The sequence below is a fragment of the Actinomyces slackii genome, from assembly GCF_900637295.1.
Lineage (GTDB): Bacteria > Actinomycetota > Actinomycetes > Actinomycetales > Actinomycetaceae > Actinomyces > Actinomyces slackii.
Map to the genome: position 1 here is coordinate 29,866 of NZ_LR134363.1, position 25,446 is coordinate 55,311.

Below are 25,446 nucleotides of genomic sequence, written 5' to 3' on the forward strand. Positions count from 1 at the left end.
GGGACCTCCTGGCAGGAGGCTACCCGGCGCGCGGCGCGGGCGGGGAGCAGCGGCAGGCGCATAGTGTGGAGGCATGCCCGCGCATACGCTCGCCCTGATCCCCGCCTCCTATGTCCTCCTGCTCGCCCCCACCCCGGGACCGGGCGCTCGCGCTCTGCTCCAGCTGCGCCAGGGCACGGGCTATATGGACGGGCATTGGGCCTGCGGCGCCGCCGGGCACGTCGATCCCGGCGAGAGCGCCCTGGAGACGGCGGTGCGCGAGGCCCGCGAGGAGATCGGGGTGGAGGCCGCCCTGGCGGATCTGGAGCCCCTGACCACGGTGCACCGCAGCAATGAGCCGGCAGGGGCGGCCCTGGAGCAGCGCGTGGACTTCTTCTTCGCCCTGCGCCGCTGGACCGGCGAGCCCATGATTCGCGAGCCCGCCAAGACCGCTGCCCTGGAGTGGTTCGACCTGGAGAGCCTGCCCAGCCCCATGCCGCCCCATGAGCGCCGGGTCCTGGAGCTGCTGGCCGCCAGCCTGGACGGGGCGAGCATGCCGGCGATCATCGACCTTGGTTTCCGTGCGCCGTCCCCGCGCCTTCCCCGCCGTCGAGGTAGACATTTTCCGCCGAGGTAGACGGTGAATGCGTCGACCTCGGCGGAAAAGGTCTACTTCGGCGAGGGAGACGCCGACAGGCGCAGGCGGTTGCCCCAGGGGTCATCGACGAGCAGGCGGGCGCCGTCGTCATCGACGCCGACGCCGTGGGACCGCAGCCGCTCCCCCGCAACGGCCAGGTCGCGGGCGGTGGGCACGAGGATGTCGACGCTCCCCAGCCCGAGCCCCGGGGCCCGCAGGCCCGCGCCGCGGGAGTTCCACACGTTCATGGCCATATGGTGGTGGTAGCCGCCCGCCGAGACGAACAGGGCCGAGGAGCCCAACTCATGGGTGATCTCGAAGCCCAGGGCGTCGACGTAGAAGCGGCGGGCCTCCTCGACGTCGCCGACCTGGAGGTGGACGTGGCCCACCTGGCCGCGCACGGCGAGCGCGTCATCGGCGTCGACCTCCCGGCCGGCCGGGATACTCAGGGCCTGGCGCGCCTGGTCGATGGCGCCCCTGGTGGCCTCGGCGCCCAGGTGCTCGGCCAGGAAGGCGTTGGGGTCGATGCTCAGGGTGTCCATGCGCACGCGCCCGTCGATCCACTCCCAGGTCTGACGGGGGCGGTCCCAGTAGAGCTCGAGGCCGTTGCCCTCGGGGTCGTGGAAGTAGAAGGCCTGGGAGACCAGATGGTCCCCGGGGCCCTCGAAGAGCTCGGGGTGGCGCACCCACATGCGCACCAGGGAGGCCGCCAGCTCGGCGGGCGTGTCGAAGACGATGGCGGTGTGGAACAGGCCGGCGCTGCCGCGGGCGGAGGGCTCCAGTCCCGGGGCATCGACCAGGACGACGACGGGGCGGTCCCCCAGTCCCAGGATCGTGCGGCCGGGCTGGAGGGCCAGTGGGGTCAGGCCCACGCCGCGGACGTAGAAGTCCTCCAGCGCGCGGCGGTCCTTGACCAGGAGCTCGACGGCCCCCATGTGGGTGGCGTCGGCCAGACGAGTCTCTGGACCCGGGGCGCCGGTGGCGGAGCGATGGGCGGGACGCGTTCCGTTCTGGGCGGATTGAGCAAGCATGGAACCCTCTTTCGTGTTGATCCTTCAACAACAGAGGGTGGCGCGCCTTTCCGCTTCCGTCCGTGAGCCTGCGCACACCGTTGCTTACCGTGCCGACCACCGCCGGCGGATCGGCGGGACGGACCGTGTCAGCCGGCCAGGAAGGCCTCGATGGCGGGCAGCTCGGCGCGGGCCTGGACCAGACCGGCCTCGAAGGCCGAGACGATCCGGTCGTAGCGCAGCTCGCCATTGGCGATGGTCATGCGCGCGGGGCGGAACAGGTAGGCGCGGCCCTGGCGCTGCATCGCCTCGAGCTCGGTCACGCTCCGGTTGTAGTTCTCCGCCCGCGCGATCACGCCGCGGGCCAGCTCCGGGTAGCGGCGGAAGAGCTGCTCGTAGGCCCGCGGCCGGCTCACCGGGGGCTTGATATAGCCCTCGGGCCGGGTCATGACCACCAGCATCCGCTCGTAGCCGTCCGCCATGGCGGCATCGATGGCGAACCCGCCCGTGGGTCCCACGGCCCCATCCATGTAGGGCACGCCGTCGATGTGAACCATCGGCATGAGCACCGGCATGGAGGAGGAGGCCCGCGCCCGGGGCAGCAGATGGGCCAGAGTGGGCATGTCCTCCAGGCCCCAGTAGACCTCCTCACCGGTGTCGCAGCGGAAGGCCCCGATGCGCACCGTCGAGGCGCTGGCCGCGAAGGTCGGCCAGTCGAAGGGCAGGGACTCATCCAGCGCGGAGGTGTGCTCGTAGATGTGCTCGGCGTTGAAGTAGCCCCGGCCCCTCAGGAAGCTTCCCCACCCCCCGGCCAGCGGGTCGGTGGTCAGGCCCAGGAAGGCCTCGCGGGCGCGCCAGGTGTCACGCGAGACGAAGTTGCAGGTGTGGGTGGCCCCTGCCGAGATCCCTCCCACCCAGGGGAAGGAGAGCCCCGCCTCCAGCATGACCCGCACCAGCGCGGCGGTGTAGGCGCCGCGCATCCCGCCTCCCTCGAAGACCAGGGCGACGTCGTCGGGCCCGTGGGTGATGGGGGCCGGCTCATGGGCGGGGTCGCTGGCCGGAACGCGCCGGGCCGGGGCGGGCGGGGACGCCGGGGACTCGGCGCGGTCAGGGGCGGGCTGGGGGTCACCGGACATGCCAGCACCATATTCCCGTCTGCGCCGCTGGCATACGAACAGTCGCACCATGGACATCGCCTGTGGCCACCCGACCCGCAGGCGTAGCGTGACAGCTATGAGTACCCCATGGATTCTTCAGCCCATGACCATGCGCGGCATCACCGCGCGCAACCGCCTGTGGCTGCCGCCCATGTGCATGTACTGCGTCGAGGCGGCCGATGGCGTCCCCACCGACTGGCACGCCGTCCACTACGCCACCCGCGCCCAGGGAGGCTTCGGCACGATCATCGTCGAGGCCACGGCCGTGACCCCCGAGGGGCGCCTGTCCCCCATGGACCTGGGCCTGTGGGAGGACGCCCAGGTCGAGGGGCACCGCCGGCTGGTCGAGGCCATTCGCGCCGGCGGCTCGATCCCCGGCATCCAGCTGGGCCACGGCGGCCGCAAGTCCGGGACTCCCCCGATGCGGCCCAGGGTCCCCGGGGCCAGGCAGGGCACCCTGGAGGGCTGGGAGCTGTGGGCCCCCTCCCCCGTCGCCTTCCCTGGGCACGCCGTGCCCACTGAGCTCGACGTCGCCGGCATCGACCGCCTCGTGGAGGCCTTTGCCGCGGCCGCCCGCCGCGCCGTCGAGGCCGGCTATGAGGTCATCGAGCTCCACGGCGCCCACGGCTACCTCATCCATGAGTTCCTCTCGCCGCTGTCCAACCGGCGCGGTGACGGCTACGGGGGCGACGCCCAGGGCCGGCGCCGCTTCCCGTTGCGGGTCGTCGAGGCGGTGCGCGAGGCGATCGGTGAGGGCACGGTCCTGGACATCCGGCTGTCGGCCACCGACTGGGACGAGGCGGGGCTCAGCGGCCAGGAGACCGCCGAGTTCGCCCAGGAGCTGGTGGGCGCCGGCGTCGACGTCCTGCACATCTCCAGCGGCGGCAATGTTCCGGCGGACATCCCGGTGGGCCCCGGCTACCAGCTGGGCCTGGCCGCCCAGGTCAGGCAGGCGGTGGCCGGGGGCGCGCAGGTGGTGGGGGTCGGGCTCATCGAGGACGCCTCCCAGGCCGAGCAGGCCCTGGCCACCGGACAGGCCGACGCGATCGCCGTGGGCCGCGCCGCCCTGCGCGACCCCTACCTGCCGCTGCGCTGGGCGGCCGACCTGGGCGCCAAGGCCTGGGACGAGGCCCCCTGGCCCATCCAGTACTGGCGCGCCACCTGGCGGTAGGCGGGTCAGCGGGGCTCGCCCCTGCCCCGCGCCGCCCCAAAGACCGGCCCTGAGGACCCGCGGCGACCGTTGTGGAGGATATTCGCCTTCCCAACCTTCCAGTAGCGAGAAGTAACTATGCGCTGACCTGCGATCCCGCAGGGACGACAGACTGCTCCCACGCTTAATCCCCTCCGAAACGGTCACCGACGGCCCAGTGGGGAGGGGCCTAGATGTACTTCCCCGTGAGGTTGTGTACGCGTTGTGATGGGGTTTGGCCTCCGATGCCGGTGTGGGGTCGGTGGTGATTGTAGTGGTGGAGCCAGTCGTTGTAGGCGGCGGCTCGCTCGGCCTCGTTGGTGTAGGGCCTGGCGTAGGCCCACTCGGTGGCCAGGGTGCGGTTGAAGCGCTCGACCTTGCCGTTGGTCTGGGGGCGGTAGGGGCGGGTGTAGCGGTGCTTGATCCCGGTGTCCTGGAGCAGTTGGTTGAATGCTGCGGAGCGGTAGCAGGCACCGTTATCGGTCATCACGGCGCTGACACCCACCCCCAGGTCCGCGAAGAACGCGCTGGCGCGCCTCCAGAAGGCGGTTACGGTCTCCTTGCGCTCATCGTCGAGGATCTCGCAATACGCCACCCGGGAGTAGTCGTCCACGGCGTGGTGGAGGTAGCGGTAGCCGCGTGAGGGGCTGGCGCCCTTCCTGGCGGCGCGGTCGCGGGCCCGGCCTGAGGATTTGTCGGCCGCCGAGCCGCGCCCGTGGGCTCTCCACCCGCCTCCTTGTGGGATGCGGCCGAGCTTCTTGATGTCGAGATGCACCAGCTGCCCGGGGCGCTTCTTCTCGTAGCGCGCCGGCGCCGGGCGGCGAACAGGCAGCCCGGTGGCCTGGTCGATGTGGGCCAGTAGGGGCATGCGGTAGCGCGACAGGACCCGCCCGACTGTGGAGCGGTGCAGATTCAGGTGATAGGCGATCCTGTGCTCTCCCCAGCGGCGCGTGAATCTCATAGCGATGATCCGCCGCTCGGTCTTGGAGGGCAGGCGCCCCGGCGAGGTGGAGGGTCGACTGGAGCGGTCGATCAGCGCCTCGCCGGCCCGGTAGCGATCGGCCCATCGCTTGACGGTGGCCGGGCTGACCTGTAGGCGCTCAGCGACTCGCCGCAGCGGCCAGCCCTCCTCGACGACCAGAACAGCGAGACGTCGACGCCCCTCAGGCGTCAAAGGCGAGTTAGCGTGGACCATGAGGGCCTCCGGTTCAGTGATGCGAGCATTGACAACCCACATCCTGCCGGAGGCCCTCACTCACCACCCACCCCGTTCACAACCTCCCAAGGAAGTACACCTAGACGCCCGAGTGGTCGAGCGCCTCGAGGTAGACCCAGCGCCCGCCGCGGCGCACGAATCGCGAGCGCTCGACCAGCTCATCCTCGACCACGCCCCCGCGCCCGTCCCCGGTGCGATAGCGGGCGGTGAAGGACACCTCGCCCTCCTCATCCCCGGGCCCGCCGCCCGCCGTGGACTCGATGCGCAGGCCCAGCCACTGGGTTCCCGGGTGGCAGTAGGGCCCCGGCGGGCGGGTGCGCGGATGCCAGCTGCGGAAGAGGTGGTCCTCATCGCCGAGGACGAAGGCCGAGTACCGCGAACGCATGAGCGCCTCGGCGCTGGGGGCGGGGGCGCCGTCATGGATGGGCTCGCAGCACGTCCGGTAGGCGCAGGGGCTGCCACAGGGGCAGGGGGCGGCGGGCTGGGCGCCGGCGGCGCGCACCGGCGAGTCCTGGGGGCGCCGGGCCCCATCGGGGCGGGCCATCCTCAGGCCCCCTGCCAGTAGGCGGCCAGGGCCTGGGCCAGCCAGGGCCCGTCGCTCACCCCGGCCATCTCCCTCAGGGAGTGCATGGCGAGCAGGGGCTGGCCGACGTCGACCGTCGTGATCCCCAGGCGCGTGGCCGTGATGGGGCCGATGGTCGAGCCGCAGGGGACGGTGTTGTTGGACACGAAGTCCTGATGGGGCACCCCTGCGGCCCGGCAGGCCCTCTCCCACAGAGCAGCGCCCACGGCGTCGGTGGCGTAGCGCTGCTGGGCGTTGATCTTCAGCAGAGGGCCGGCGTTGATGAGGGGCTGGACGGCGGGGTCGTGCAGGTGGGGCTGGCCGGGGTGGACGCTGTGCCCGGCGTCGGCACTGATGCACCAGGAGCGGGCGATGAGGGCCTCCACGCCGTCGCCCCTAAGGCCCATGGCGCCGGCCAGGCGCCGCAGGATGGACTCCAGGAAGGGCCCCGCCGCCCCCGAGCGGGTGGCCGAGCCGACCTCCTCATGATCGAAGGCCACCATGACCGCCGGGTCCTGGGGGCCGGGGCCGGCGGCGATGGCCTCCAGGGCCACCAGGGCGGCGTGGACGGAGGAGAGGTTGTCCAGACGGGCGGAGGCCAGGAACTCGCCATCGCGCCCGAAGCGCGCCGGGGCCTCGGTGGGGAAGGTGAGGATGTCGTGGCCGGCCAGGTCGGCGGGGTCGATGCCGGCGACCTGGCACAGGTAGTGCTCGACGGCGTCGGGGGCCGAGTCCTGGGCCTCCAGGGACCACAGGGGCAGCAGGGCGCTCTGGCGGTCCAGGCGCAGGCCGTCGTTGACGCTGCGATCCAGGTGCGGGGCGACCTGGGCGACTCGGGCGATGGGCCCGGTGCGCACCAGGTGGGTGGCGCCGTCGCGGGTGGTCAGCCGGCCGGCCAGGCCGAGCTCGCGGTCCAGGAAGGAGTTGAGCAGGGGGCCGCCGTAGACCTCGGCGTTGATGAGCTGCCAGCCGGCGCGGGTGATGGCGGCGGCGGGCTTGAGCTTCAGGGCCGGGGAGTCGGTGTGGGCGCCCACGATCCGCATGCCCGCGGCGGGGCCGAGGGTCTCGGGCAGGATCCAGGCGGCCAGGGCGCCGTCGCGCACCACCCAGCCGCGACGGGGCAGGGACTCGTCCCAGGCCTGGGTCTCGTGGACCTGGGTCAGGCCCGCGGCGCTGAGGCGCTCGGCGCCATGGGCGGCGGCGTGGTAGGAGGAGGGGGAGGCGATGACGAACTCGATGAGGGAGGCGGTGTAGGCATCCGGGTCGTGCAGGACGGCCCGGGGGGCGGGGGCCGACGGCGCAGCGGGGGTCATCGCAGAGTGCGTCATGGCCCCAGTCTTCCATGTCCTCGATGCCCTCCACGCCCCTTCCCCGGGCGGGCAGGGGATTGGGGCAGGATGGGTCCGTGAGTGATGACCAGCCCATTGTGCCCGCCAGCGCCAGCCCTATCCGCGCCGTCCTGCTGGATGCCGACGGCGTCCTGCAGATCATCGGCACCCCGTGGGTTGAGGCCCTGTCCCAGGTGGGGGGCGAGGCCTTCGCCCACGCCCTGCTGAACGGGGAGGAGGATGCCCAGACCGGGCGCGAGTCCCTCATGGCGCTGCTTGAGCGCATGGTCGAGCGCTTCGAGGTGGCCACCCCGGCCCAGGAGATCCTGTCCCTGTGGCACCGCGCTGAGCCCGACCCGCTGGCCTGGCAGGTGGCCCGTGATCTGCGCGCAGCCGACTACATCACGGTGCTGGCCACCAACCAGCAGCCCGAGCGGCGCGACTGGATGCGCGGCGTCGTGGGCTACGACGGCCTGTGCGATATGAGCGCCTACTCCTGCGAGCTGGGGGTGGCCAAGCCGGATCCGGCCTATTTCCTGCGGGTCCTGGAGCTGGCGGGGGTGAGGGCCGATGAGGCCCTGTTCGTCGATGACAACGCCGCCAACGTCTCCACCGCCCGCGATCTGGGGATCCGCACGGTGCACCACCCGGCCGACGCCGGGGGCGAGCTGCTGCGCAAGGAGATCATCGAGGCGCTGGCCTGAGCGGGCCGCCCCGCCTCCTTCGTGGGGAGGAGCCCCCTGGGCGCTGCATCTCATCCCTTCGGGGACTTGCCCAACCGCGCCGGTGGGGGAAGACTCGCCCTTGACCCCTGGATTCGAGGTGCATGAGAGGACGGCCATGGCAAGCACGACGGCGCAGGTCTCCAGTCTCGACCCGAGGCTGCCTGAGAGCCCTGACCGCCAGGCCGCGCCGGCCTCCCGCCTGGCACCCGCCCGTTTCCACAGGCTCATCCACGCGATCCACCGGGTGCTGCCGGGGCCGCTGCGGCGCAGGGTGCCGGTGACCTTCGTGGGCTATGCGATCATCAACGGCTCGGCCTTCCTCCTGGACATTGCCTTCCTGTGGTTCTTCTACGAGAAGCTGCACTGGCTCTACCCCGTCGCGGTGACCGTCGGATACGCGATCGCGGGCCTCTACTCCCTGCTGCTGAACCGATGGCTGAACTTCCAGGCCCATGGGCACCTGGTGGCCCAGGGGTCGCGCTACGCCGTCGGGCTGGTAGCCCAGTACGTCATCTTCATCCTGGGGCTGTCCACCTTCCTGCACTGGATGGGCATGAATGCCGAGCTGGCGAGGTTCCTGTCGGCCTGCTGCGAGGGGGTCTTCCTCTACGTGCTGCTGAAGATCTGGGTCTTCCGGGGAACCCCGGAGCCCTCCACGGCCTCCCCTGCGTCGAGGTAGACATTTTCCGCCGAGGTCGACGGCGAATGCGTCTACCTCGGCGGAAAATGTCTACCTCGGCGCGATGATGGGCGCGAACGACCAACATGCCCGCGTGGTGCGGGTGGGCCCGCCGAACTCGGTGAAGCCCGCGTCCGTGACCTCCACCGGGCGGCGCACCTCCTCCCACTGGCGGCGCTCCGGGTGGACGACGCGCACCCGGCAGCCCCGATCGGCCCACTGACCACGCAGCTGCTCGGGCATATCCGGGTGCTCCCAGGCCAGCTGGGCGGCATGGGCGCACTGAGCCACCAGCTTTCCCGAGGTCATCTCATGGAGCGGCGTGACCTCGACGGTCACCAGGGCGCCCGCCGACATCGACTCCGCTCCGAGCTCGAATCCGCTCGCCTCCCCCTGGGGGCCCCTGGCCCGCGCGGGGGACGGGGGAGGCTCCGCGCCGTCGGGGAAGTGCGTGCCCTCGACCTGCGTCTTGGCCAGCGCCGCGGGCAGGGGCCGGACGGGTCCGGGGACCAGGGCCCGGGCGGCGGCCTGGCCCCAGCCGCGCGGGCCGTCCTGGATCACGGTGACCCCGTCCAGCTCCTGGACCTCCTCCCAGCGCTTGCCCCGGGCTCGGCGCACGATCTTGCGGATGCGCCCCGCGCGCCAGTGGTCAACGGCCTCGTGCCAGGGCCCGCCCGGGGCGGCCTGCGGGGAGGCCAGGAGCTGGACGACGGCGCGGGCGGCGGCCTCGGCCACGTCGACGCGCCGAGCGGGATGGACCTTGTCGTAGCGCACGGCGATCTGCATGGCCCAGGGCACGGGATGGTCGGCCGGCAGGTCCTGGAGCGGGTCGCCGGGAGCGTGATCGGATTCCACGCCCCGAGCCTATGACGCCCCGGATCCTCGTATCCTGCCTATCTCCGGCCCATCCTGCGGGATGGGGACCGGAACTCGGACTCATCCGCGGGCAGGACACTTCCCGTGGGCGGTGGGCATCTAAGATCTCGGCCCATGAGTGATAGCCCGCCCGCCTCCCCACCCCCGGCTGGTCCACCAGCCCCGCCCCCAGGGCCTCAGCCCCAGGCTGTTGCGCCCGCCCCTGCCAATCCCTATGGCGGCCCGGCTGGCGGCCCGGCTCCCCAGCAGGCCCCCGCGGCCCTCCTGCGCCCGACCGCCCTCAACGGCGCCACCACGCACGGGGTCTGGGGGATCCGCCCCCTGCGCCACCCCAAGGAGATCCCGATGCTCATCGTGGCGGCGGTCCTGGCGGCGCTCATCTACCTGACCTGGATCGTCCTGCTGGTGTGGCTGAGCCAGGGCCCCGCCGTGGAGCCGGGCACGATGCCGGCCAAGATCCACGAGTTGGTCACCGGCACCACCGGGATGGAGCTCCTCGCGATCCTGCCGGTCCTGCCCTTCTTCGTGTGGGTGGGGCGCGCCATGCTGTACGCGCGGGCGCGGGCCAATGCCGTCCAGATGAGCCCCACGCAGTTCCCCGAGGGCTACCGGATGGTGGTCGAGGCCGCCCAGAGCTTCGGCCTGCGCCGGGTCCCCGACGCCTACGTCGCGCTGGGCAACGGGAGTATCAACGCCTTCGCCTCGGGCCATGGGTTCCGCCGGTTCGTCACGATCAACTCCGACCTGTTCGAGGTCGGGGGATCCGCGCGCGACCCCGAGGCACTGCGCTTCATCATCGGTCACGAGGTGGGGCATATCGCCGCCGGTCACACCTCCTACCTGCGCTCCTTCCTGTCCCAGATCCTCGTCTACATCCCTGTGCTGGGCCAGGCCTTCAGCCGGGCCCAGGAGTACACGGCGGACAACCACGGCTTCGCCACCGCGCCCAAGGGGGCGGCCGCGACCATGGCGGTGCTCGCCGGCGGGAAGTACCTGGGCGCCCAGGTCAACGCCCATGCCCTGGCCGAGCGCGCCGTGCGGGAGAAGGGCCTGTGGGTGCACCTGGCGGCCTGGGGGGCGTCCCACCCCTTGCTGACCTGGCGCATGCACGCCCTGCGCGATCGCAGCGCGCCCGGGCGGCTCATGATCCGTCCGCGGGACACGGCCGCATGGTTCCCGCCCTTCCAGCCCTCAGGCCACGAGCTCTCCGCCATCTGGCCCACCCCTGCCCAGGTCCTGGCTCATATGGACGCCTGCCGCCCGCAGGTCCAGGCCGAGGAGCAGTTCGGCCGCTACCCGGGGGTGGAGTACTCCACGCCGCGCGACACCCTGCGCTGGGCCAGTCCGGTGCCGGTTCCCCGGGGGCCGGCCGCCCTGGCATCGCCGGCGGCCAGCGAGCCCACATCCACCACGGGCTATGGCTACACCCCCGGAGGGCACATGGTCTCCTTCAGCCAGTCCGGCGCGACCCCGACCGGCGGGACCACCCCTCCATCCGGCCTGCGCCAGCACGGCGAGCCCTCGAGCCCGAGCAGGGCCGAGCAGCCGGCACCGTCCCCGGACTGCGCGCCCCAGGCCGCAGATCAGGCCGCCGATCAGGCCGACCCTGCCGCCCCGGCGCCACCGGCCCAGGACGGCGAGCAGGAGGGCCGGCAGGGCTGAGAGCCCCTGCCGCTGGCCCGGCCCCGCGCGTCGTGGGGCCGGGCCAGCGCCTGTCAGGAGTAGCGCATGACGCTGCGCGCGGCCAGGGTCAGCTGCTGGAGGTGCCCGCGCAGGTCGGAGGCCCCGGCGGCGATGTCCACGCTCTGGCAGCGGGCGGCGGCCTCGTCGAGCTCGGCCAGGCGCTCCCCCACCGACTCCACCACGCCGGAGGCGGCCAGGGAGAGCTCGGCGGCGGCGGCCGGCAGGCTGGGGTCGCTGGAGGCGGGCGAGCCCGTCCACAGCATGAGGAGCTGGCGGGGAATGGTCATCATCCGGCTGGCCTCACCGATGTACTCCACCGCCTGGCCGGCCAGGCTCCTGTGCTCCTGGGCCTGGCGCTCCATCTCGACCAGCCCCGCGGTGAGGGTCTCGATGAGGTCGGGGATGGCCTCGGCCGAGTACCGGGAGTCGCCCACGCCGTCGATGAGCTCGACGGTGAACAGGGCGGTGATGGTCGTGTGCAGGCGGGCCAGGGCGATGCGGAAGCGGGTGCGCGCACCATTGGTGTCCAGCTGGGCGAGGGTCTCGACCAGTCGCGAGACCAGGGGCCTGACCAGGCCCTGCATCTGCGTCCACAGGTTGAGCAGCTCAGCCAGGGGCCGGACGCGGGGGTCGGACTGATCCAGGGCGGCGATGCGCTCGGGGCTCAGGCGCGGGTCCTCCAGGGTCTCGGTCAGGCCCCGCACCGCGGCCCTCAACGAGGCCGACAGGGCGGCCAGCTCGTCCTGGCTGGCCAGCCAGCTGTCGAGGCCCGCGGCGATGGCGGTCACGGCGTCGAGCATGGTGCGCAGGTCGCCTGTGGCCCCCGGGCGCTGGGGCAGGCCGGCGGAGAGCTCCTCGCGGCGGGCGACCTCGGCCGGCAGGGCCGCGTTCTGGAACTCCTCATAGGAGGACAGCCCGGCGTCGGCCAGCATCTGGGCGATCCGCTCCAGCCCCTTGAGGGCGGCGTCACGGCGGGTGTCCCCCAGGGCCAGGGCGGTGTCCTCCACGGCGCGAGCGTCCCGGTAGATCGCGCAGGCGGTGTCGAACAGCTCGGTGCACACCGGGCGGGTCCTCACCGAGAGGTAGCCGCCATCGGACAGGGGGGTGACGGTGGCGAAGACGTCGTACTCGCTGCCATCGGCCGCGAGGTTGCGGACGTAGGCGGCGAAGGGACTGCCGGCCTGCAGGGTGTCCCACATGGCCTTGAAGGCTCCCCCCGGCATCTCGGGGTGACGGATGATGTTGTGGGGTGCACCGGAGAGCTCGTCGCGCCCGTAGCGGGAGAGCTCGATGAACACGTTGTTCGAGTGGCGGATGACGCCGCGGGCATCCGTGGTGGAGAAGAACAGCTGATCGACTCCCACCTCATGGGTGGCTCCGGTGACCTTCACAGTGGGCATGAGTCAGTGCTCCTTGAGCGGTGGGAACGATGGCCATCAAAACGGGTCCACCCTGGAATGCTCCCCCGGAGCGTCCCAGGGTGGCCGCAGATGGTCTCAGAAGGGTAACAGTCCGCCCCTGGCCTTGTCGGCCGTCCCTGAGGGGGCCCCAGGTGGCGCAGCATGAGCCGACGACGCCGATCGGGCCGGGCTTCTGCGGAGGGATTCCCGGGATTCCGGGCCTCAGGCCTCCTCGGCAGACCGTGGAGGCCCGGTGAGCGGGATCGGAATCCGACATCCCATGTCATGTTCGTGACACCCACGACTCTCCATGGGCAAACCGACAGCGAATTCCCAGGATGCTTACAGAGCTGTTGAAGACCTCCCACAGGAGCGGGGGGTTATATAGATGTCACCGCCGGACGGAACCGGTCGAGAGGGTTGGGGAGCTCGATGACCGATCGGATCTCCGAGACACGGCCTGGGTCTATTGGGAGCCCAGACCTGTCGCTCTGGCGAAGGAGGAAGGCCTCCCCGGATCAAGGGAATCCGGGTTGAGGGCCTCCTCAGCGACAAGGGCCCGCGGGCCCCGGGGAGACACCCGGGCCCGCGGGTCACGTCATTGTCCGAGGCGAATCCGCATAGCGGGCCGGCGGAGTCGCCGGGCTGGGGCGGGTCGCGGAGCCGCGGGCCTCCACGGGGCCTCTACGCCTAGCCTCTATGCCCGGCCTCTATGCCTGAGGGCCTCTACGGCTGCCTGCCCGCCCGCCGCCCCAGGCCCGCCTCCACGGCGGGCAGGAGCCGGACGTAGACGACCATGAGCACGAGCTCCACCAGGGTCTGGGTGACCACGACGATCGGGGCCAGCCCCAGGTCGGCGGGAAGCGCCAGGGCCAGGGGCAGGACCACCAGGGAGTTGCGCGTGGTGCCGGAGAAGGCCAGGGCCAGGCGGGAGCGGGCATCCTGGCCCGCCATGCGCCCAAGGACCCGCCCCACAACCGGCATGACCAGGCCGAAGAGCACGAAGACCGGCACCACCCGCACCAACTGGCCCAGGTGGCTGGAGACGGTGGCGATCTGGGAGGCGACCACCACGATGAGGGTCGCCATCATGAGGGGGACCATGAGCGCCGTCGCCCCGCGCTCCACGCGCTGGGCGACGGGGGCCATCGCGCCCCGGGCCGCCCAGTGGGTCAAGGCGGCCAGGCCCAGGGGCAGGGCGATGATGACCAGGCCCTGCGCCAGGGGCCGCCAGTCGATGGGGGCGCTGGGCCCAAGAAGCGCGATCCAGACCGGCAGCAGCAGCATCTGGATGAGCATGAGCGCCGGCGATGCCGCCAGGGTCTTCTCCCAGGCGCCTCCCGCCAGGCGGGTGAAGACCACGACGTAGTCCACGCACGGCGCCAGCAGGACCAGCAGCGCACCCACCAGGAGGGCGGGGTGGTCCGCGATCATCCGGGTCAGTCCGGCCACCAGCACGGGGGCCGCCAGGAAGTTCACGGCCAGGATGGCGGCCATGAAGCGGAGGTCTGCGAAGGCGGCCCGCAGGCGCGCCAGCGGCACGCCCAGGAAGGTGGCGTAGAGCAGCGCGATGAGCACCGGGGTGATCGCGGCCTCCAGATCGGCCGGCGAGCTCGCCCCCAGCAGCGCCCCCAGCCCCAGGGAGCCCAGGTAGAGCGGCACCTGGTGGCGCTCCATCCAGTCAACCGCGCCATCGATGCTCACCGGGCAACGGTAGCGCCCCACCGGGGCCGCCGGCAGCATTCGCCGCCGGGAGCCTGACGGCGCCCGGCGGCGGCTGGCGGCGGCGCAACCCGGGCAGCGCCCGGCCCGCGCGGGGATCAGGCCGGCGCTGGGATCAGGCCGGCGCTGGGATCAGGCCGGCGCGGACAGCGCCGCCATGGTCACGTAGTTGTAGGGCTTGTTGAAATGCGGGAGGAAGAAGATGTCGAGCAGGGCGAGCTTGTCGATGGTGACCTTCTCCTGGATGGCCAGGGAGAAGGTGTGGATCATCATCGAGACATCCTCCTTGGAGGCGATCTGGCAGCCCAGGATCACCCTGCTGGTGCGGTCGAAGATGATCTTGATGGTCACCGGGTGGTTGTCGGTCAGCATGAACTCGGGGCGCTGATTGTCGGTGAACTCCGTGGCCACCGGGTCATAGCCGAACTCCCTCGCCTTGGCGGTGGTCAGCCCGGTGGAGACCATGTTGAGGTCGTAGACGCGCACGCCGTTGGATCCCTGGACACCGGCGGACTCGATGCCGGTCCCGCAGGCGTTGTGCGCGGCGACGACGCCCGAGCGCACGGCGTTGGTCGCCAGCGCGATGTAGTTGGGGGCGCCGGCGGCGTTGTCGTGGACGGTGGCGCAGTCGCCGATGGCGTAGACATCCGGCTGGCTGGTGCGCTGGTTGCGGTCCACCAGGAAGGCGCCGTTGTCGAACAGCTCCAGCACCCCTGCCCCCAGCTCCGTATTGGGCCGGAAGCCGACGGCGACGACGACCATGTCGACGTCGAAGGAGTCCAGATCCGTGACCAGGCGCTCGACCCTCCCCCGGCCCTCGACGGCCATGACATTGCGCCCCAGGGCCAGGCGGATGCCGTGGTCGGCCAGGGTCCGGCTCATCATGTCGCCGAACTCGGGGTCGTAGTAGCCCTCCAGCGGCTCGCGGGCGATATCGACCAGGGTGACCTCGCGGCCCAGGCGCTGGAAGGCCTCGGCCAGCTCGACGCCGATATACCCGGCCCCCACCACGGCCACGCGCCTGATCGAGTCATCCTGGAGCTTGTCGATCACCTCCGTGGCGTTCTGGTAGAGCTTGATGTACTGGACATTGTCCAGGGACGCCTTGAACTCCCTGGTCCCCTCGACCAGCTCGGCCCCCGCGATGGGCGGGACGATCGGAGAGGATCCTGTGGCCAGGATGAGCCGGTCATAGCTCTCCGTCCTCCGGACGCCGTCCTGGAGGACGTGGACCTCCTTGGCCCCGTAGTCGATGGACTCCACCACGGTCCGCATATGAACGGTGGCGCCCGCGGCCTCGAGCTGCTCCTTGTCGGAGTAGAAGAGTCCCTCGGAGCCGGCGATCTGCTGACCGATCCACAGCGCGATGCCGCAGCCCAGGAATGAGATATTCGAGTTCTGGTCGAAGACGACCACCTCATTGTCCGCACCGTAGTTGGCCAGAATGGTGTTGACGCAGGCGGTTCCCGCGTGGTTCGCGCCGATGACGACGATCTTGCTCATTGCGTGTAGTGCTCTCCTCAAGGAGTGCGGGCAGCGATCGCAGCACCACTGCCTTCCCTGACCACCCGTACGCTACCGACGCCCCCGGCGCCGGGGCCCGAATGTCACAGGAAGATCACGAAGGTGGCGCCCCGGGGGCATGAGGGCCCACCCTCCTCAACCGGCGGGATGCCGGGCATGGGGCGCTGAAGCCGCAGCCTGCTTTCGCCTCTGGCGGACAGTGCCGCCCCTGGGCGTGGCTGATGCCCTTCGCGGACCCTGCCGGTGTCAGGCCGTGACCATGGTCGGGGATCGGGGTGCGGGCCGCCGGCCCGGATGCCAGGGCGCGAGCGGGAGCCTACGCCCGGGGGTCCAGGGCGGTGATGAAGCCGGTGATCGCGGCGGCGACCTCGGTGCGGTGGCCCGCCAGGAGATGGCCGCCATCCCTGATCGGGACGAGCACGGCGTCGGGGAAGCGCCCCAGCGCCGCCCTGACGGCCTCGAAGGGGGCCAGGCGGTCGTCGCGGGCGTGGAGGATGAGCACCGGGGGCCGGAGCGCCTCGATCGGGTACTGCGCGAAACGGCGGGCCATATCCGGGTTGGAGAGGCGGGCGTCGAGATCGCAGCCACGGCGCCGCGGGCCGATGGGCAGCATCATCGCCACCGTTGACACCGGCATGGACATCACCAGGGGGAAGAGCGGGCTGAGCGCCAGCATGGGCAGATCGTGGAGCATGAGGCGCGGCGGCCCCATGTAGCGGGGGGCCACGGCGACGGGCTCGGCCAGCGGCATGGCCGAGGACAGGAGGATGAGCCCCCTGGTGCGCTCGGGGTGGTCCAGGGCGAAGCGGATCGCCGCCGTCCCCCCGGCCGAGGCGCCCATGATGACGGCCCGCTCGATCCCCAGGTGGTCGAGCAGCTCGACCAGCGCCTCGGACTGCTCGGCCGGGGTCCCCTCGCCGCGCACCTGGCTGCCCAGGTAGCCGAATCGGGAGGGGGCGATGATGCGCAGGCCCTGGGCGTGCTCGGCGATGGCGTCATAGCCCTGATCGTGGCCGCCGCATAACCCGTGGAGGCTGACCACCACCGCGCCGTCGGGGTCGCCGCCGTCCAGGTAGACCATCCGCCCGTGGCTCAGCTCCACGGATCGCGCCGGGTAGCGGGCAAGGCGCCGCCTGCCGGCCCAGCGGGCCGCCCCGGCCGCGCAGGCCGTCAGGCCCAGCCCGACGGCGCAGGCCACCCGGGCTCGATGACCCGCCATCGTCGGCGGAGCGATCCTCCACGGCATACGACCCCCTCGATCCTGCGGCATCTGCCGCCGGCCATCCTATGCGGCGCCGCGGGCGACGCGCCGGGACCGGGCTCCCGCTGAGACGGGGATCGCCCGCTCGGCAGGAAACCGGTCCCGGTGGGAGGGCTCAGGCCCGCGCCCCATAGGCGGCGGCGACATCGGCTGCGGCCCGGTCGTAGGCTGTGCGGACCGCGGTGTGGGGCTCAGCCTCCAGGCGCTCGACGCCCGCCAGCTGCCACGCCGGTGGCTCATCGCCCCCGGCCAGCACCCAGGCGGCCTGCTTGGCCGCGCCATCGGCCACGTACTCCCCGGGCTCGGGGGCCTCCACCGGCACGCCCAGCACGGCCGGGGCCAGCCTGCGCACGGCGGAGGAGCGCACCGAGCCGCCGACCAGGCTCACCTCGGTGATCTCCACTCCCTGGGCGCGCACCGCGTCCAGGCAGGCGCCCATGAGGCACAGCAGCCCCTCAACCGCGGCGCGCGCGTAGTTCTCCGGAGTCAGGGAGGCCAGGGTCATGCCCGTCAGCGCCCCTGTGGCATGCGGCAGGTTGGGAGTGCGCTCCCCCTCCAGGTAGGGCACGTGGACCAGCCCGGCCGCGCCGGGCTCAGCGGCCAGGGCCAGGCGGTCGAGCTCGGCGTAGTCCACCCGCAGCAGGCGGGCCGCGGCATCCAGGATGCGCGAGGCGTTGAGGGTGCAGGCCAGGGGCAGGTAGGCCCCCGTCGCATCAGCGAATCCCGTGACCAGCCCGGAGGCGTCATGCGTGGGAGTCGCCGAGACGGCCGCCACCACGCCACTGGTGCCCAGCGAGACGCTGGTGCGCCCGGGGGCAAGGCCCAGGCCCAGGGCGGCGCCGGCATTGTCCCCGCAGCCGGGGCCCAGCACCAGGTGGCTCAGGTCGCGCCCCAGAACCTGGCCGCCTCCCCGACCGGCCTCCTCATGGGGTCCGGCCACGCGCGGCAGGATGATGGCCTCAGCCTCCTCGACGCTGCGGCGCAGCGCCAGGGCGAGCAGGTCGCGGCGGTAGGCATTGGCCTGGGAGTCGAAGTAGCCGGTGCCCGAGGCGTCGGAGCGGTCGGTGACCAGGTCCTCCAAGCGCGCCGCACCGCTGAGCCTCCAGGTCAGCCAGTCGTGCGGCAGGCAGATGGCGGCGATCCTGGCGGCGTTGTCCGGCTCATGGTCCGCCAGCCAGCGCAGCTTGGTGATCGTCAGGGAGGCCACGGGCACCGAGCCGATGGCCTGGGCCCAGGCCCTCCTGCCGGCCTCCTCATCGCCATCGCCGAGCTCGCGGATGAGCTCGTCGGCCGCCGCGGCGCTGCGGGTGTCATTCCACAGCAGGGCCGGGCGGATGACCTCGCCGTCGGCGTCGAGCACCACCATGCCGTGCTGCTGACCGCCCACGGCCAGGGCGGCGACGTCCTCGAGCCCGCCCGCGGACTCGATCGCCTCCCCCAGGGCGGTCCACCAGTGCTCGGGGTGGATCTCGGTGCCGTCGGGATGGGATGCCCTGGCCTGGCGGACCAGGGCGCCGGTCTGCGCATCGCGGATGACGATCTTGCAGGACTGCGTCGAGGAGTCGACGCCGGCGACGAGTGCCATGATGCTGCCTCCCGATCAGCCGATGAGGTGGCGCATGGCCTGGTGGTAGAGCTCGACGAAGCGGTACTCGCGCCTGCCGGCCTCCTCGGCGTCGAAGTCCTCGAAGGCCGAGCGGTCGGCCAGGAGATCGGCGACGGTCTCCCCGGGTGCCAGCGTCGGCTCGGCGAGCTCGGCCACGGAGGCCTCGGCGAGCAGCTCGGCGGTGACCGGGTCGGCGCGGAAGGCGCGGGCCTTCTCAGCCAGCATGAGCCACATCTCCATGTTGGCGGCCGCAGAGTCCCACACCCCCTGCATGCCCTCGGTGCGCGAGGGCTTGTAGTCGAAGTGGATGGGGCCCTCGTAGCGGGGCCCGCCCCCGGGGAAGCCGTTGACCAGGAGGTCGACGGTGAAGAAGGCGCTGGCCAGGTCCCCGTGCCCGAAGACCTTGTCCTGGTCGTACTTGATGCCGGACTGGCCGTTGAGGTCGATGTGGAAGAGCTTGCCGGCGGTCAGGGCCTGGGCGATGGCGTGGGTGTAGTTCAGGCCCGCCATCTGCTCGTGGCCCACCTCCGGGTTCAGGCCGACGACGTCGCCGTTGTCGAGCTCGGCGATGAGGGCCAGGGCGTGGCCCACGGTGGGCAGGAAGATGTCCCCGCGGGGCTCATTGGGCTTGGGCTCCAGGCCGATGCGCAGGTCGTAGCCCTTGTCCTTGATGTAGCCGGCAACGGTGTCCAGGCCCTCCTTGTAGCGCTCGAAGGCGGCTCCCAGGTCCTTGGAGGAGTCGTACTCCGAGCCCTCGCGCCCGCCCCACATGACGAAGGTGGTGGCGCCCAGCTCGGCGGCCAGATCCACGTTGCGCAGGATCTTGCGCAGGCCGAAGCGGCGGATGGAGCGGTCGTTGTTGGTCAGGCCGCCGTCCTTGAAGACGGGGTGGGTGAAGGTGTTGGTGGTGACCATCTCGATGGTCAGCCCCGCATTGTCGACGGCGTCCTTGAGGCGGCCCACGATGCGGTCGCGCTCGGCGTCGGTGGCATCGAAGGGGAAGACGTCGTTGTCGTGGAAGGTGATGCCCCAGGCTCCCAGCTCGGCGAGCCTCTCGGCGTACTCCCAGGGGTCGAGGGCCGGGCGGGTCACGGTGCCGAAGGGGTCGGCCGCCTGCCAGCCCACCGTCCACAGGCCGAATGAGAACTTGTCTTCCTTGGTGGGCTTGCGAACCATGGTGTGCTCCTCCTTGAGGCAGAACGCGCTGGACGCGCATTTGTTTCTTGACACAACTTTGTCATACCGGTGCGATAGGGTCAAGGGGTGAGTCCCGCACGGCGCTCGGCATCGGGCCGAGCAGATCACCGAACCGCCGGCCGCGCGCCCAGCAGGCCGAATATCGCGACCCGCAAGGGCTCCGGCGGCCAGGACGCCGCTGCCGCGCCGATCAGCCGCCCAGCCGCCTTGAGAGCCCGGCCCGCCTCGGCGCGCCAGTCCATGCTCCGCGACTCCAACCTGGCACTGGTGGCCCAGCAGATCTTCAGCTCCGCCGAGCCGGTCTCGCGAGCCGACGTCGCCGCCGCCACCGGGATGACCCGCTCCACCGCCTCCCGCCTGGTCGACGAGCTCGTGGCCTCCCGCCTGGTCGACGAGCTCCCGCCGGCCGCCGCCAGCGGACCGGGCCGCCCCGCCGTGCCCCTGGCCCCCGCACGAGCCACGGTGGCGGCCCTGGGCCTGGAGATCAACGTCTCGCGGATCGCCGTGCGGGTCATCGACCTGACCGGCCTCGTCCTGGCCGAGCGGATCGAGGCCCAGGACCTGGCAGACTCCGACCCCGCGGCGGCCCTCGCCCGGCTCAGCGCCCTCATGATCGACACGGCGCACCAGGCCGCCCTGGAGGCCGAGCGCATCACCCCCGCCCCGCAGGAGCCCGAGAGTCCCAGCGCCCCCCAGGAGGAGGCCGGCGCCACCGGCTCCACGGCGCAGGGCTCCCCGACCCTGGGCGGTCTGCGGCTGGCCGGGGCCGCCCTGGCCCTGCCCGGCCTGGTCAGCGCCGGCACCCTGCTGCGCGCCCCCAACCTGGGCTGGTCCCAGATCAGGCCCGAGGACCACCTGGCCCCCGATCTGGAGCGCCTGGGCGTCGGGCTGCAGGTGGGCAACGAGGCCGACTTCGGCGCGCTGGCGGCAGCCCGCCTGCGGCCCGGCGCCTCGGGCCAGAGCGCCGACTTCATCTACCTGTCCGGGGAGAACGGCATCGGGGCGGGCCTCGTGCGCGACGGCGTCGTCCTGCAGGGCACGGCCGGATTCGCGGGGGAGGTGGGGCACATCCAGGTCGACCCCACCGGCCCGGCCTGCTCCTGCGGGAACCAGGGCTGCCTGGAGCGGTACGCGGGGCGCCGGGTCATCCTGGCCGCGGCCGGCCTGGAGGCCAGCGCCTCTCCGGCCGATCTCGTCGCGGCCTGGCAGGCGGGATCGCCCTCGGCGCGCCAGGCGGTGGACACGGCCGCGCGCGCCCTGGCCGTGGCCCTGGGGGCGGCCATCAACGTGGTGGACATCCCCGACGTCGTCCTGGGAGGGCATCTGGCTCCACTGACCGGGCTGCTCCGCCCCTCGCTGGAGCCCGAGCTGAGCCGACGGGTGCTGGCCTCCCCGTGGTCGCCCACGCGCGTGCTGCCCGCCCCCGCCGATGAGTACCCCGCCGCATCGGGCGCCGCCTGCGCGGTGCTCGAGCGCATCATCGCCGATCCGGCCTCCTGGGTCGATGCCCAGCCGGGCGCCTGACAGGGCCGGGAGGCGCCGCCGCCGGCAAGGGCTCAGCGGGCCAGGATCGCCGCGGCCGTCTGCGCGTCGGTGACCACCGTGGAGGCGTATCCGGCGGCGAGCGCCACGCGCATCGGCTCGGCCCGATGGGCGCCGCTCCCCAGCAGGATGCAGGTCTTGGCCGCCGCCAGTGCATCCAGGCCGATGGCGATGGAGCGCTCCTCCAGCTCGGCGGAGACCGGCTGGCCCGAATCATCCACGAAATGGGCCAGGATGTCGGCCTTGGCCCCGATGTGGCGCAGGCGCTCCATCATCTGGGCGGTCAGATATCCCGAGCGCACCAGGATGGAGTCCCGGCTGACCGCCCCCGGGGAGTAGATGATGGCATCGGCCCGGGCGGCGGCCTCCAGGGTGGAGGCCACCGTGGGCTCCTGGAGCAGTCGACGGGCCAGGTCGACGTCGCCCACCAGCGCCGGAGCGGGCAGGAGGTGGCCGATGCCCTGGCCCTTGCGGGCCAGCAGGCCGATGGAGTCGGTCACGGCGGCATCGTCGGAGCGCGCCAGTCCCCCGAAGGCCTGATAGACATGCAGGTCGCGCATCCAGCGATCGGGCATGGCGCGGGCCATGCCCGCCACGGTGCGCCCCCAGGACACGCCCAGCGAGGCGGGCCTGGGCCGCAGCCCGGTCAGGCAGCCCGCGGCGGTGGAGGCCACCAGTCGGGCGGTGGCCTCGAGCGTGGCCTGGGCGGCCACGACGATGGCCTCTCCCACCCCGAAGGCGTCGACGAGCTCGAGCTCGATGGACCGGTCCCGGGCGCTGGGGTGAACGATCGAGATCGAGATCATCCCCGAGTCGCGCGCCTCCTCCAGCAGCCTGCCCACGGTCCAGCGCGAGCACATGAGGCGGTCGGCGATGGCCGCCTGGGTGAGGCGCTCGTAGTAGTAGAGCTCGGCAGCGCGGAGCATGAGGTGCTCACGGTGCGCGTCCTTCATCGTTCCTCCTTGATGCCGTCCAGACCCGGTCAGGCTCCGGGGCGCCGCCCCGGGGCCTATGGGGATCGGGGCCCCGGCCCCGCGGCCATCATCGGGACAGGGCCTGAGCTCGCAGATCCCGCAGGTCGTGCATGATGCGGTCCTGGCGCCCGAAGAGCTCGTGAAGGTGCCGGTAGTGGGCGTAGAGGCGATCGTAGCGCTGCGCCGCGGCCTCATCGGGCTCGTAGACCCTGCGCGAGACGCCTCCCATGGCCTGGGCGGCCGCCGGCAGGTCCGGGTAGGCCCCGGCCGCCACCGCGGCGAAGACCGCCGAGCCGTGGGCGCCGGCCTGGAGGGTGGAGGCCGTCAGCAGTCGGCGCCGGGTGACATCGGCGTACATCTGCATGAGGAAGTCGTTCTTGATCAGGCCGCCGGCCATGCGCACCTCGTCGACGGGCACCCCGTGGGCCTCGTAGTTCTCGATGATGACGCGCGCGCCGAAGGCCGTGGACTCCAGCAGCGCCCGGTACTGGTCCTCGGGGCGGGTGGACAGGGTCATGCCGATCATGAGGCCCGAGAGCCTGGCGTCCACCAGCGGGGATCGGTTGCCGTTCCACCAGTCCAGGGCCACCAGGCCGTGCTCGCCGACCTCCTGGGCAGCGGCCAGGCGATCCAGGAGGTCGAAGATGGAGATCCCCTCCTGCTCGGCCCGCCGGTGGTAGGAGGCGGGCACGCAGGTGTCGATGAACCAGGCGAAGGAGTCCCCCACGGCGCTCTGCCCGGCCTCATAGCCCCAGGTCCCCTCGCAGATGCCCCCGTCGACGACGCCGAAGACCCCGGGCACCTCCATAAGCGTGGCCGAGGGCAGCAGCCAGCAGGTCGAGGTCCCGGCCACCCCGGTCATCTGCCCCGGCCGCACGGCATTGACCGAGGCGGCATGGACATGGGCGTCGATATGGCCCACGGCCACCGGGATCCCCGCGGGAACGCCGAAGGCGGTGGCCCACTCGGCCAGCAGTCCCCCGGCGCGGTCACCCAGCGGCTTGATGGGGTGGCTCATGCGGGTGGTGTAGACATCGGCGAAGTCCGGGTTGAGGGCGCCCAGGAACTCCGGGGAGGGGTAGGCCCCGTCCTGGAGCATGTGCTTGTAGCCCGAGGCCGCCGCCGAGTAGCTCAGGGATCCGGTCAGGCGCCAGGTCAGCCAGTCGAGCATGTCGAGGATCTCCTCGATCCGGGCGTAGAGCTCAGGCGCCTTCTCCAGGGTCTCCAGGGCCTTGGGCAGGAGCATCTCCGAGCTCAGCGTCCCGCCGTAGCGCGGCAGCCAGGCCTCTCCCCTCTGCTCGGCCAGGGCCACGATCCGCTCGACCTGCTCCTGGGCCCCGTGGTGCTTCCAGAGCTTGACGTAGGCGTGGGGCTCGTTGACGAACTCCTCCTTCTCGCACATGGGGGTGCCCTGGGCGTCGGTGACCACGACGGTCGATGAGGTGACATCGAGGCCCAGGCCGATGATGGAGCCGGGCTCCACCGCCGAGGCGCTCACCGCCCGTGAGCAGGCCCGGCGCCCGGCCTCCAGGTAGTCCCCGGGGACCTGGAGGGCGAAGTCCGGTGGGAGCTCGCGCCCATCCCCGGCGCTCAGCACGCGGTCCATGACCGGGGTGGCGTACTCGCTGACGGCCTCGGCGATGACCTCGCCGTCGCGCACGCGCACGACGGCGGCCCGCACCGACAGCGTTCCGAAGTCGAGTCCCAGCACGTGGGTGTCCTGGAGCGGCCCGCTGACGTCCTTGTCCATGATGTCCTCCTGCGGTGGTCTGGGCGCCTCAGCCCTGGTCAGTCCTGGTCCTGGTGGGGGTGGCGCCCCCAGTAGCCCTGGGGGGCGAAGAGCCGGTCGATCACCGTCTCCAGCAGGCCCAGGTCGGTCAGGGCGTCGAGAATGGTGTAGCGGGGGCGGATCATCTGCGCCTTGAGGTGGGTGGCGCGGAAGCGCTCCATGTCGATGCCGATGGTCTCGGGGTGGTAGGGGGCGCCGACGGCGGCCAGGCGCTGGGCGACCTCCTCGGGGCTCATGAGCTGGGGGCTGACCCTCTCGACGATGCGCGGCCAGGCCTCCTTGATGGCGGCGATGCGCTCGGCCAGGGCATCGCCCTGGAGGTTCTTGGCCACCGAGTGGCCCACGGCCTCCTGGGCGATGCGCTCGGACAGGGCGGCGCGCACCCGGGCCTCGATCTGCTCGTCGCTGCGGGCGGCGGCCAGGACCGCCTCGGCGTCGACCGCCTCGATGTCCAGGGCCAGGGCCTCCTGCCACATGGCGCAGGAGGCCACGGTGCCGATGCCGACCTTCATGCCGTGGGACAGGGGCGGCTCCCAGTCCAGCCCGTGGCCCTCCATCTCCCAGGTGTGGGAGAACTGGTGGCCGGCCCCGGAGGCCGGGCGGGAGGACTGGGCCGCCTGCATGGCGAGTCCGGACATGATGTTGCCCTCGGTCAGGCCGCGGATGGCGCCGGGATCGCCGGCGCCGATGCGCTCGGGGTCGGCCAGGGCCTGGCGCAAGGGCCCCTGGACCAGCCCCCACACATAGGGGTCGATGGGCTCGATGCCCAGCTCGTCGGCCAGGATCCAGTCGGCCCCGGCGGGGATCTTCTCGATGAGGTCGCCGTACCCGGTGGCGGTCAGGCGCTGGGGCGCCGCGGCGATGACGCCGAGGTCCGCCACCAGGGCGGCGGGGGCCGGGCAGTCGCGGGTGATCTTGAAGCCGTCCTTGGAGATGGAGGCCCCGAAGGAGGCGTAGCCGTCCACCGAGGCCGCGGTGCACACGTTCATGTAGGGCCGCCCCAGCTCGCCGGAGGCGAGCTTGGCGATGTCGTTGAGGGTGCCGGCGGCGATGGAGCACACGATCGTGCTCTCCAGGGGCCGGATGCGCTCGCGCAGGAGCTCGACATTGTCGTATCCGGCGTAGAGGGTGGGCGAGCCCGGGAAGATGCAGGGCTCGACGGCCTCGACCCCCGCGGCGGCCAGGGAGTCGACCACCGGCTGGCCGGCGGCGGCGAAGGTGTTCTCGTCGGCCACGACGATGACGCGCGCGCCGGGGAAGACCCGGGCGAAGAGCTCGCCGGTGGCGTCCAGGACATCGGTGCCGACGATGATCTCCTTGGTGTCCGTGGCGGTGCCCAGGGCCTGGGCGATGAGGTCGGTTCCTGAGGTGGGGGTCATGCGCGGGTGCC

The 25,446-nt window shown here is 72.2% G+C and carries 21 protein-coding genes; 6 read left to right on the forward strand and 15 right to left on the reverse strand.

Annotation, left to right across the window (positions count from 1 at the left end; translation table 11 throughout):
* The first annotated feature begins 73 nt into the window (after window positions 1-73).
* A complete protein-coding gene (locus EL266_RS00125) occupies window positions 74-616 on the forward strand; it encodes an NUDIX domain-containing protein (protein WP_051281172.1) in 543 nt (180 codons plus the stop codon).
* Between the two features lie 32 nt (window positions 617-648).
* On the opposite strand, the gene EL266_RS00130 is transcribed toward EL266_RS00125, so the two are convergent.
* Both EL266_RS00130 and EL266_RS00135 read right to left on the reverse strand, forming a co-directional pair.
* Window positions 649-1,647 (reverse strand): VOC family protein, encoded by a 999-nt coding sequence (locus EL266_RS00130; RefSeq protein ID WP_197719253.1) that lies wholly within the window; start codon window positions 1,645-1,647, stop codon window positions 649-651.
* 128 nt (window positions 1,648-1,775) lie between these two features.
* Complete coding sequence (locus EL266_RS00135) at window positions 1,776-2,762, reverse strand: patatin-like phospholipase family protein (protein WP_051281174.1); 987 nt, start codon at window positions 2,760-2,762, stop codon at window positions 1,776-1,778.
* 97 nt (window positions 2,763-2,859) lie between these two features.
* Between EL266_RS00135 and EL266_RS00140 the strand changes: the two genes are divergently transcribed.
* Window positions 2,860-3,954: an oxidoreductase gene (locus tag EL266_RS00140; RefSeq protein ID WP_408608474.1), complete on the forward strand. Its 1,095-nt coding sequence runs from the start codon at window positions 2,860-2,862 to the stop codon at window positions 3,952-3,954.
* A gap of 208 nt (window positions 3,955-4,162) precedes the next feature.
* Here the strand turns inward: EL266_RS00140 and EL266_RS00145 are convergent, their stop codons facing one another.
* From EL266_RS00145 to EL266_RS00155, 3 genes are all read right to left on the reverse strand, one after another.
* A complete protein-coding gene (locus tag EL266_RS00145; protein ID WP_126412010.1) occupies window positions 4,163-5,167 on the reverse strand; it encodes an IS481 family transposase in 1,005 nt (334 codons plus the stop codon).
* A gap of 100 nt (window positions 5,168-5,267) precedes the next feature.
* Complete coding sequence (locus EL266_RS00150) at window positions 5,268-5,732, reverse strand: YchJ family protein (protein ID WP_026427253.1); 465 nt, start codon at window positions 5,730-5,732, stop codon at window positions 5,268-5,270.
* Window positions 5,733-5,734: 2 nt separating this feature from the next.
* Window positions 5,735-7,078 (reverse strand): M18 family aminopeptidase, encoded by a 1,344-nt coding sequence (locus tag EL266_RS00155; RefSeq protein ID WP_026427252.1) that lies wholly within the window; start codon window positions 7,076-7,078, stop codon window positions 5,735-5,737.
* A gap of 77 nt (window positions 7,079-7,155) precedes the next feature.
* Here EL266_RS00155 and EL266_RS00160 point away from each other — a divergent pair, with 77 nt between their 5' ends.
* Window positions 7,156-7,782: an HAD-IA family hydrolase gene (locus EL266_RS00160; RefSeq protein WP_026427251.1), complete on the forward strand. Its 627-nt coding sequence runs from the start codon at window positions 7,156-7,158 to the stop codon at window positions 7,780-7,782.
* 136 nt (window positions 7,783-7,918) lie between these two features.
* Window positions 7,919-8,482: a GtrA family protein gene (locus tag EL266_RS00165; protein ID WP_034515032.1), complete on the forward strand. Its 564-nt coding sequence runs from the start codon at window positions 7,919-7,921 to the stop codon at window positions 8,480-8,482.
* A gap of 51 nt (window positions 8,483-8,533) precedes the next feature.
* On the opposite strand, the gene EL266_RS00170 is transcribed toward EL266_RS00165, so the two are convergent.
* On the reverse strand, window positions 8,534-9,268 hold the full coding sequence (locus tag EL266_RS00170) for an aminoacyl-tRNA hydrolase (RefSeq protein WP_026427250.1): 735 nt from the start codon (window positions 9,266-9,268) through the stop codon (window positions 8,534-8,536).
* A 204-nt stretch (window positions 9,269-9,472) separates the two neighbouring features.
* Between EL266_RS00170 and EL266_RS00175 the strand changes: the two genes are divergently transcribed.
* Complete coding sequence (locus EL266_RS00175; protein ID WP_084500872.1) at window positions 9,473-11,020, forward strand: M48 family metallopeptidase; 1,548 nt, start codon at window positions 9,473-9,475, stop codon at window positions 11,018-11,020.
* A 53-nt stretch (window positions 11,021-11,073) separates the two neighbouring features.
* Here EL266_RS00175 and EL266_RS00180 read toward each other — a convergent pair whose 3' ends face one another.
* From EL266_RS00180 to xylA, 6 genes are all read right to left on the reverse strand, one after another.
* Entirely contained in the window at window positions 11,074-12,441 is a 1,368-nt protein-coding gene (locus tag EL266_RS00180) for a PAS domain-containing protein (RefSeq protein WP_026427249.1), read from the reverse strand.
* Between the two features lie 726 nt (window positions 12,442-13,167).
* On the reverse strand, window positions 13,168-14,145 hold the full coding sequence (locus EL266_RS00185; RefSeq protein WP_331852931.1) for an arsenic resistance protein: 978 nt from the start codon (window positions 14,143-14,145) through the stop codon (window positions 13,168-13,170).
* A 150-nt stretch (window positions 14,146-14,295) separates the two neighbouring features.
* Window positions 14,296-15,666, reverse strand: a complete 1,371-nt coding sequence (gene nox / locus EL266_RS00190; RefSeq protein ID WP_026427248.1) for a H2O-forming NADH oxidase — start codon at window positions 15,664-15,666, stop codon at window positions 14,296-14,298.
* A 337-nt stretch (window positions 15,667-16,003) separates the two neighbouring features.
* Window positions 16,004-16,906, reverse strand: a complete 903-nt coding sequence (locus EL266_RS00195; protein ID WP_169719956.1) for an alpha/beta fold hydrolase — start codon at window positions 16,904-16,906, stop codon at window positions 16,004-16,006.
* Window positions 16,907-17,063: 157 nt separating this feature from the next.
* Window positions 17,064-18,533 carry a xylulokinase gene (locus EL266_RS00200; RefSeq protein WP_026427247.1) on the reverse strand — a complete coding sequence of 490 codons (1,470 nt, stop codon included), beginning with the start codon at window positions 18,531-18,533 and terminating at the stop codon, window positions 17,064-17,066.
* Window positions 18,534-18,548: 15 nt separating this feature from the next.
* Window positions 18,549-19,730, reverse strand: a complete 1,182-nt coding sequence (gene xylA / locus EL266_RS00205; RefSeq protein ID WP_026427246.1) for a xylose isomerase — start codon at window positions 19,728-19,730, stop codon at window positions 18,549-18,551.
* Between the two features lie 87 nt (window positions 19,731-19,817).
* Here xylA and EL266_RS00210 point away from each other — a divergent pair, with 87 nt between their 5' ends.
* Window positions 19,818-21,275, forward strand: a complete 1,458-nt coding sequence (locus EL266_RS00210; RefSeq protein ID WP_232012050.1) for an ROK family transcriptional regulator — start codon at window positions 19,818-19,820, stop codon at window positions 21,273-21,275.
* 32 nt (window positions 21,276-21,307) lie between these two features.
* On the opposite strand, the gene EL266_RS00215 is transcribed toward EL266_RS00210, so the two are convergent.
* The 3 genes from EL266_RS00215 to EL266_RS00225 form a co-directional block, all read right to left on the reverse strand.
* On the reverse strand, window positions 21,308-22,246 hold the full coding sequence (locus EL266_RS00215) for a sugar-binding transcriptional regulator (protein WP_026427244.1): 939 nt from the start codon (window positions 22,244-22,246) through the stop codon (window positions 21,308-21,310).
* An 88-nt stretch (window positions 22,247-22,334) separates the two neighbouring features.
* A complete protein-coding gene (locus tag EL266_RS00220; RefSeq protein ID WP_026427243.1) occupies window positions 22,335-24,017 on the reverse strand; it encodes a ribulokinase in 1,683 nt (560 codons plus the stop codon).
* A 38-nt stretch (window positions 24,018-24,055) separates the two neighbouring features.
* Window positions 24,056-25,435: a sn-glycerol-1-phosphate dehydrogenase gene (locus tag EL266_RS00225; RefSeq protein WP_026427242.1), complete on the reverse strand. Its 1,380-nt coding sequence runs from the start codon at window positions 25,433-25,435 to the stop codon at window positions 24,056-24,058.
* Window positions 25,436-25,446 lie beyond the last annotated feature (11 nt).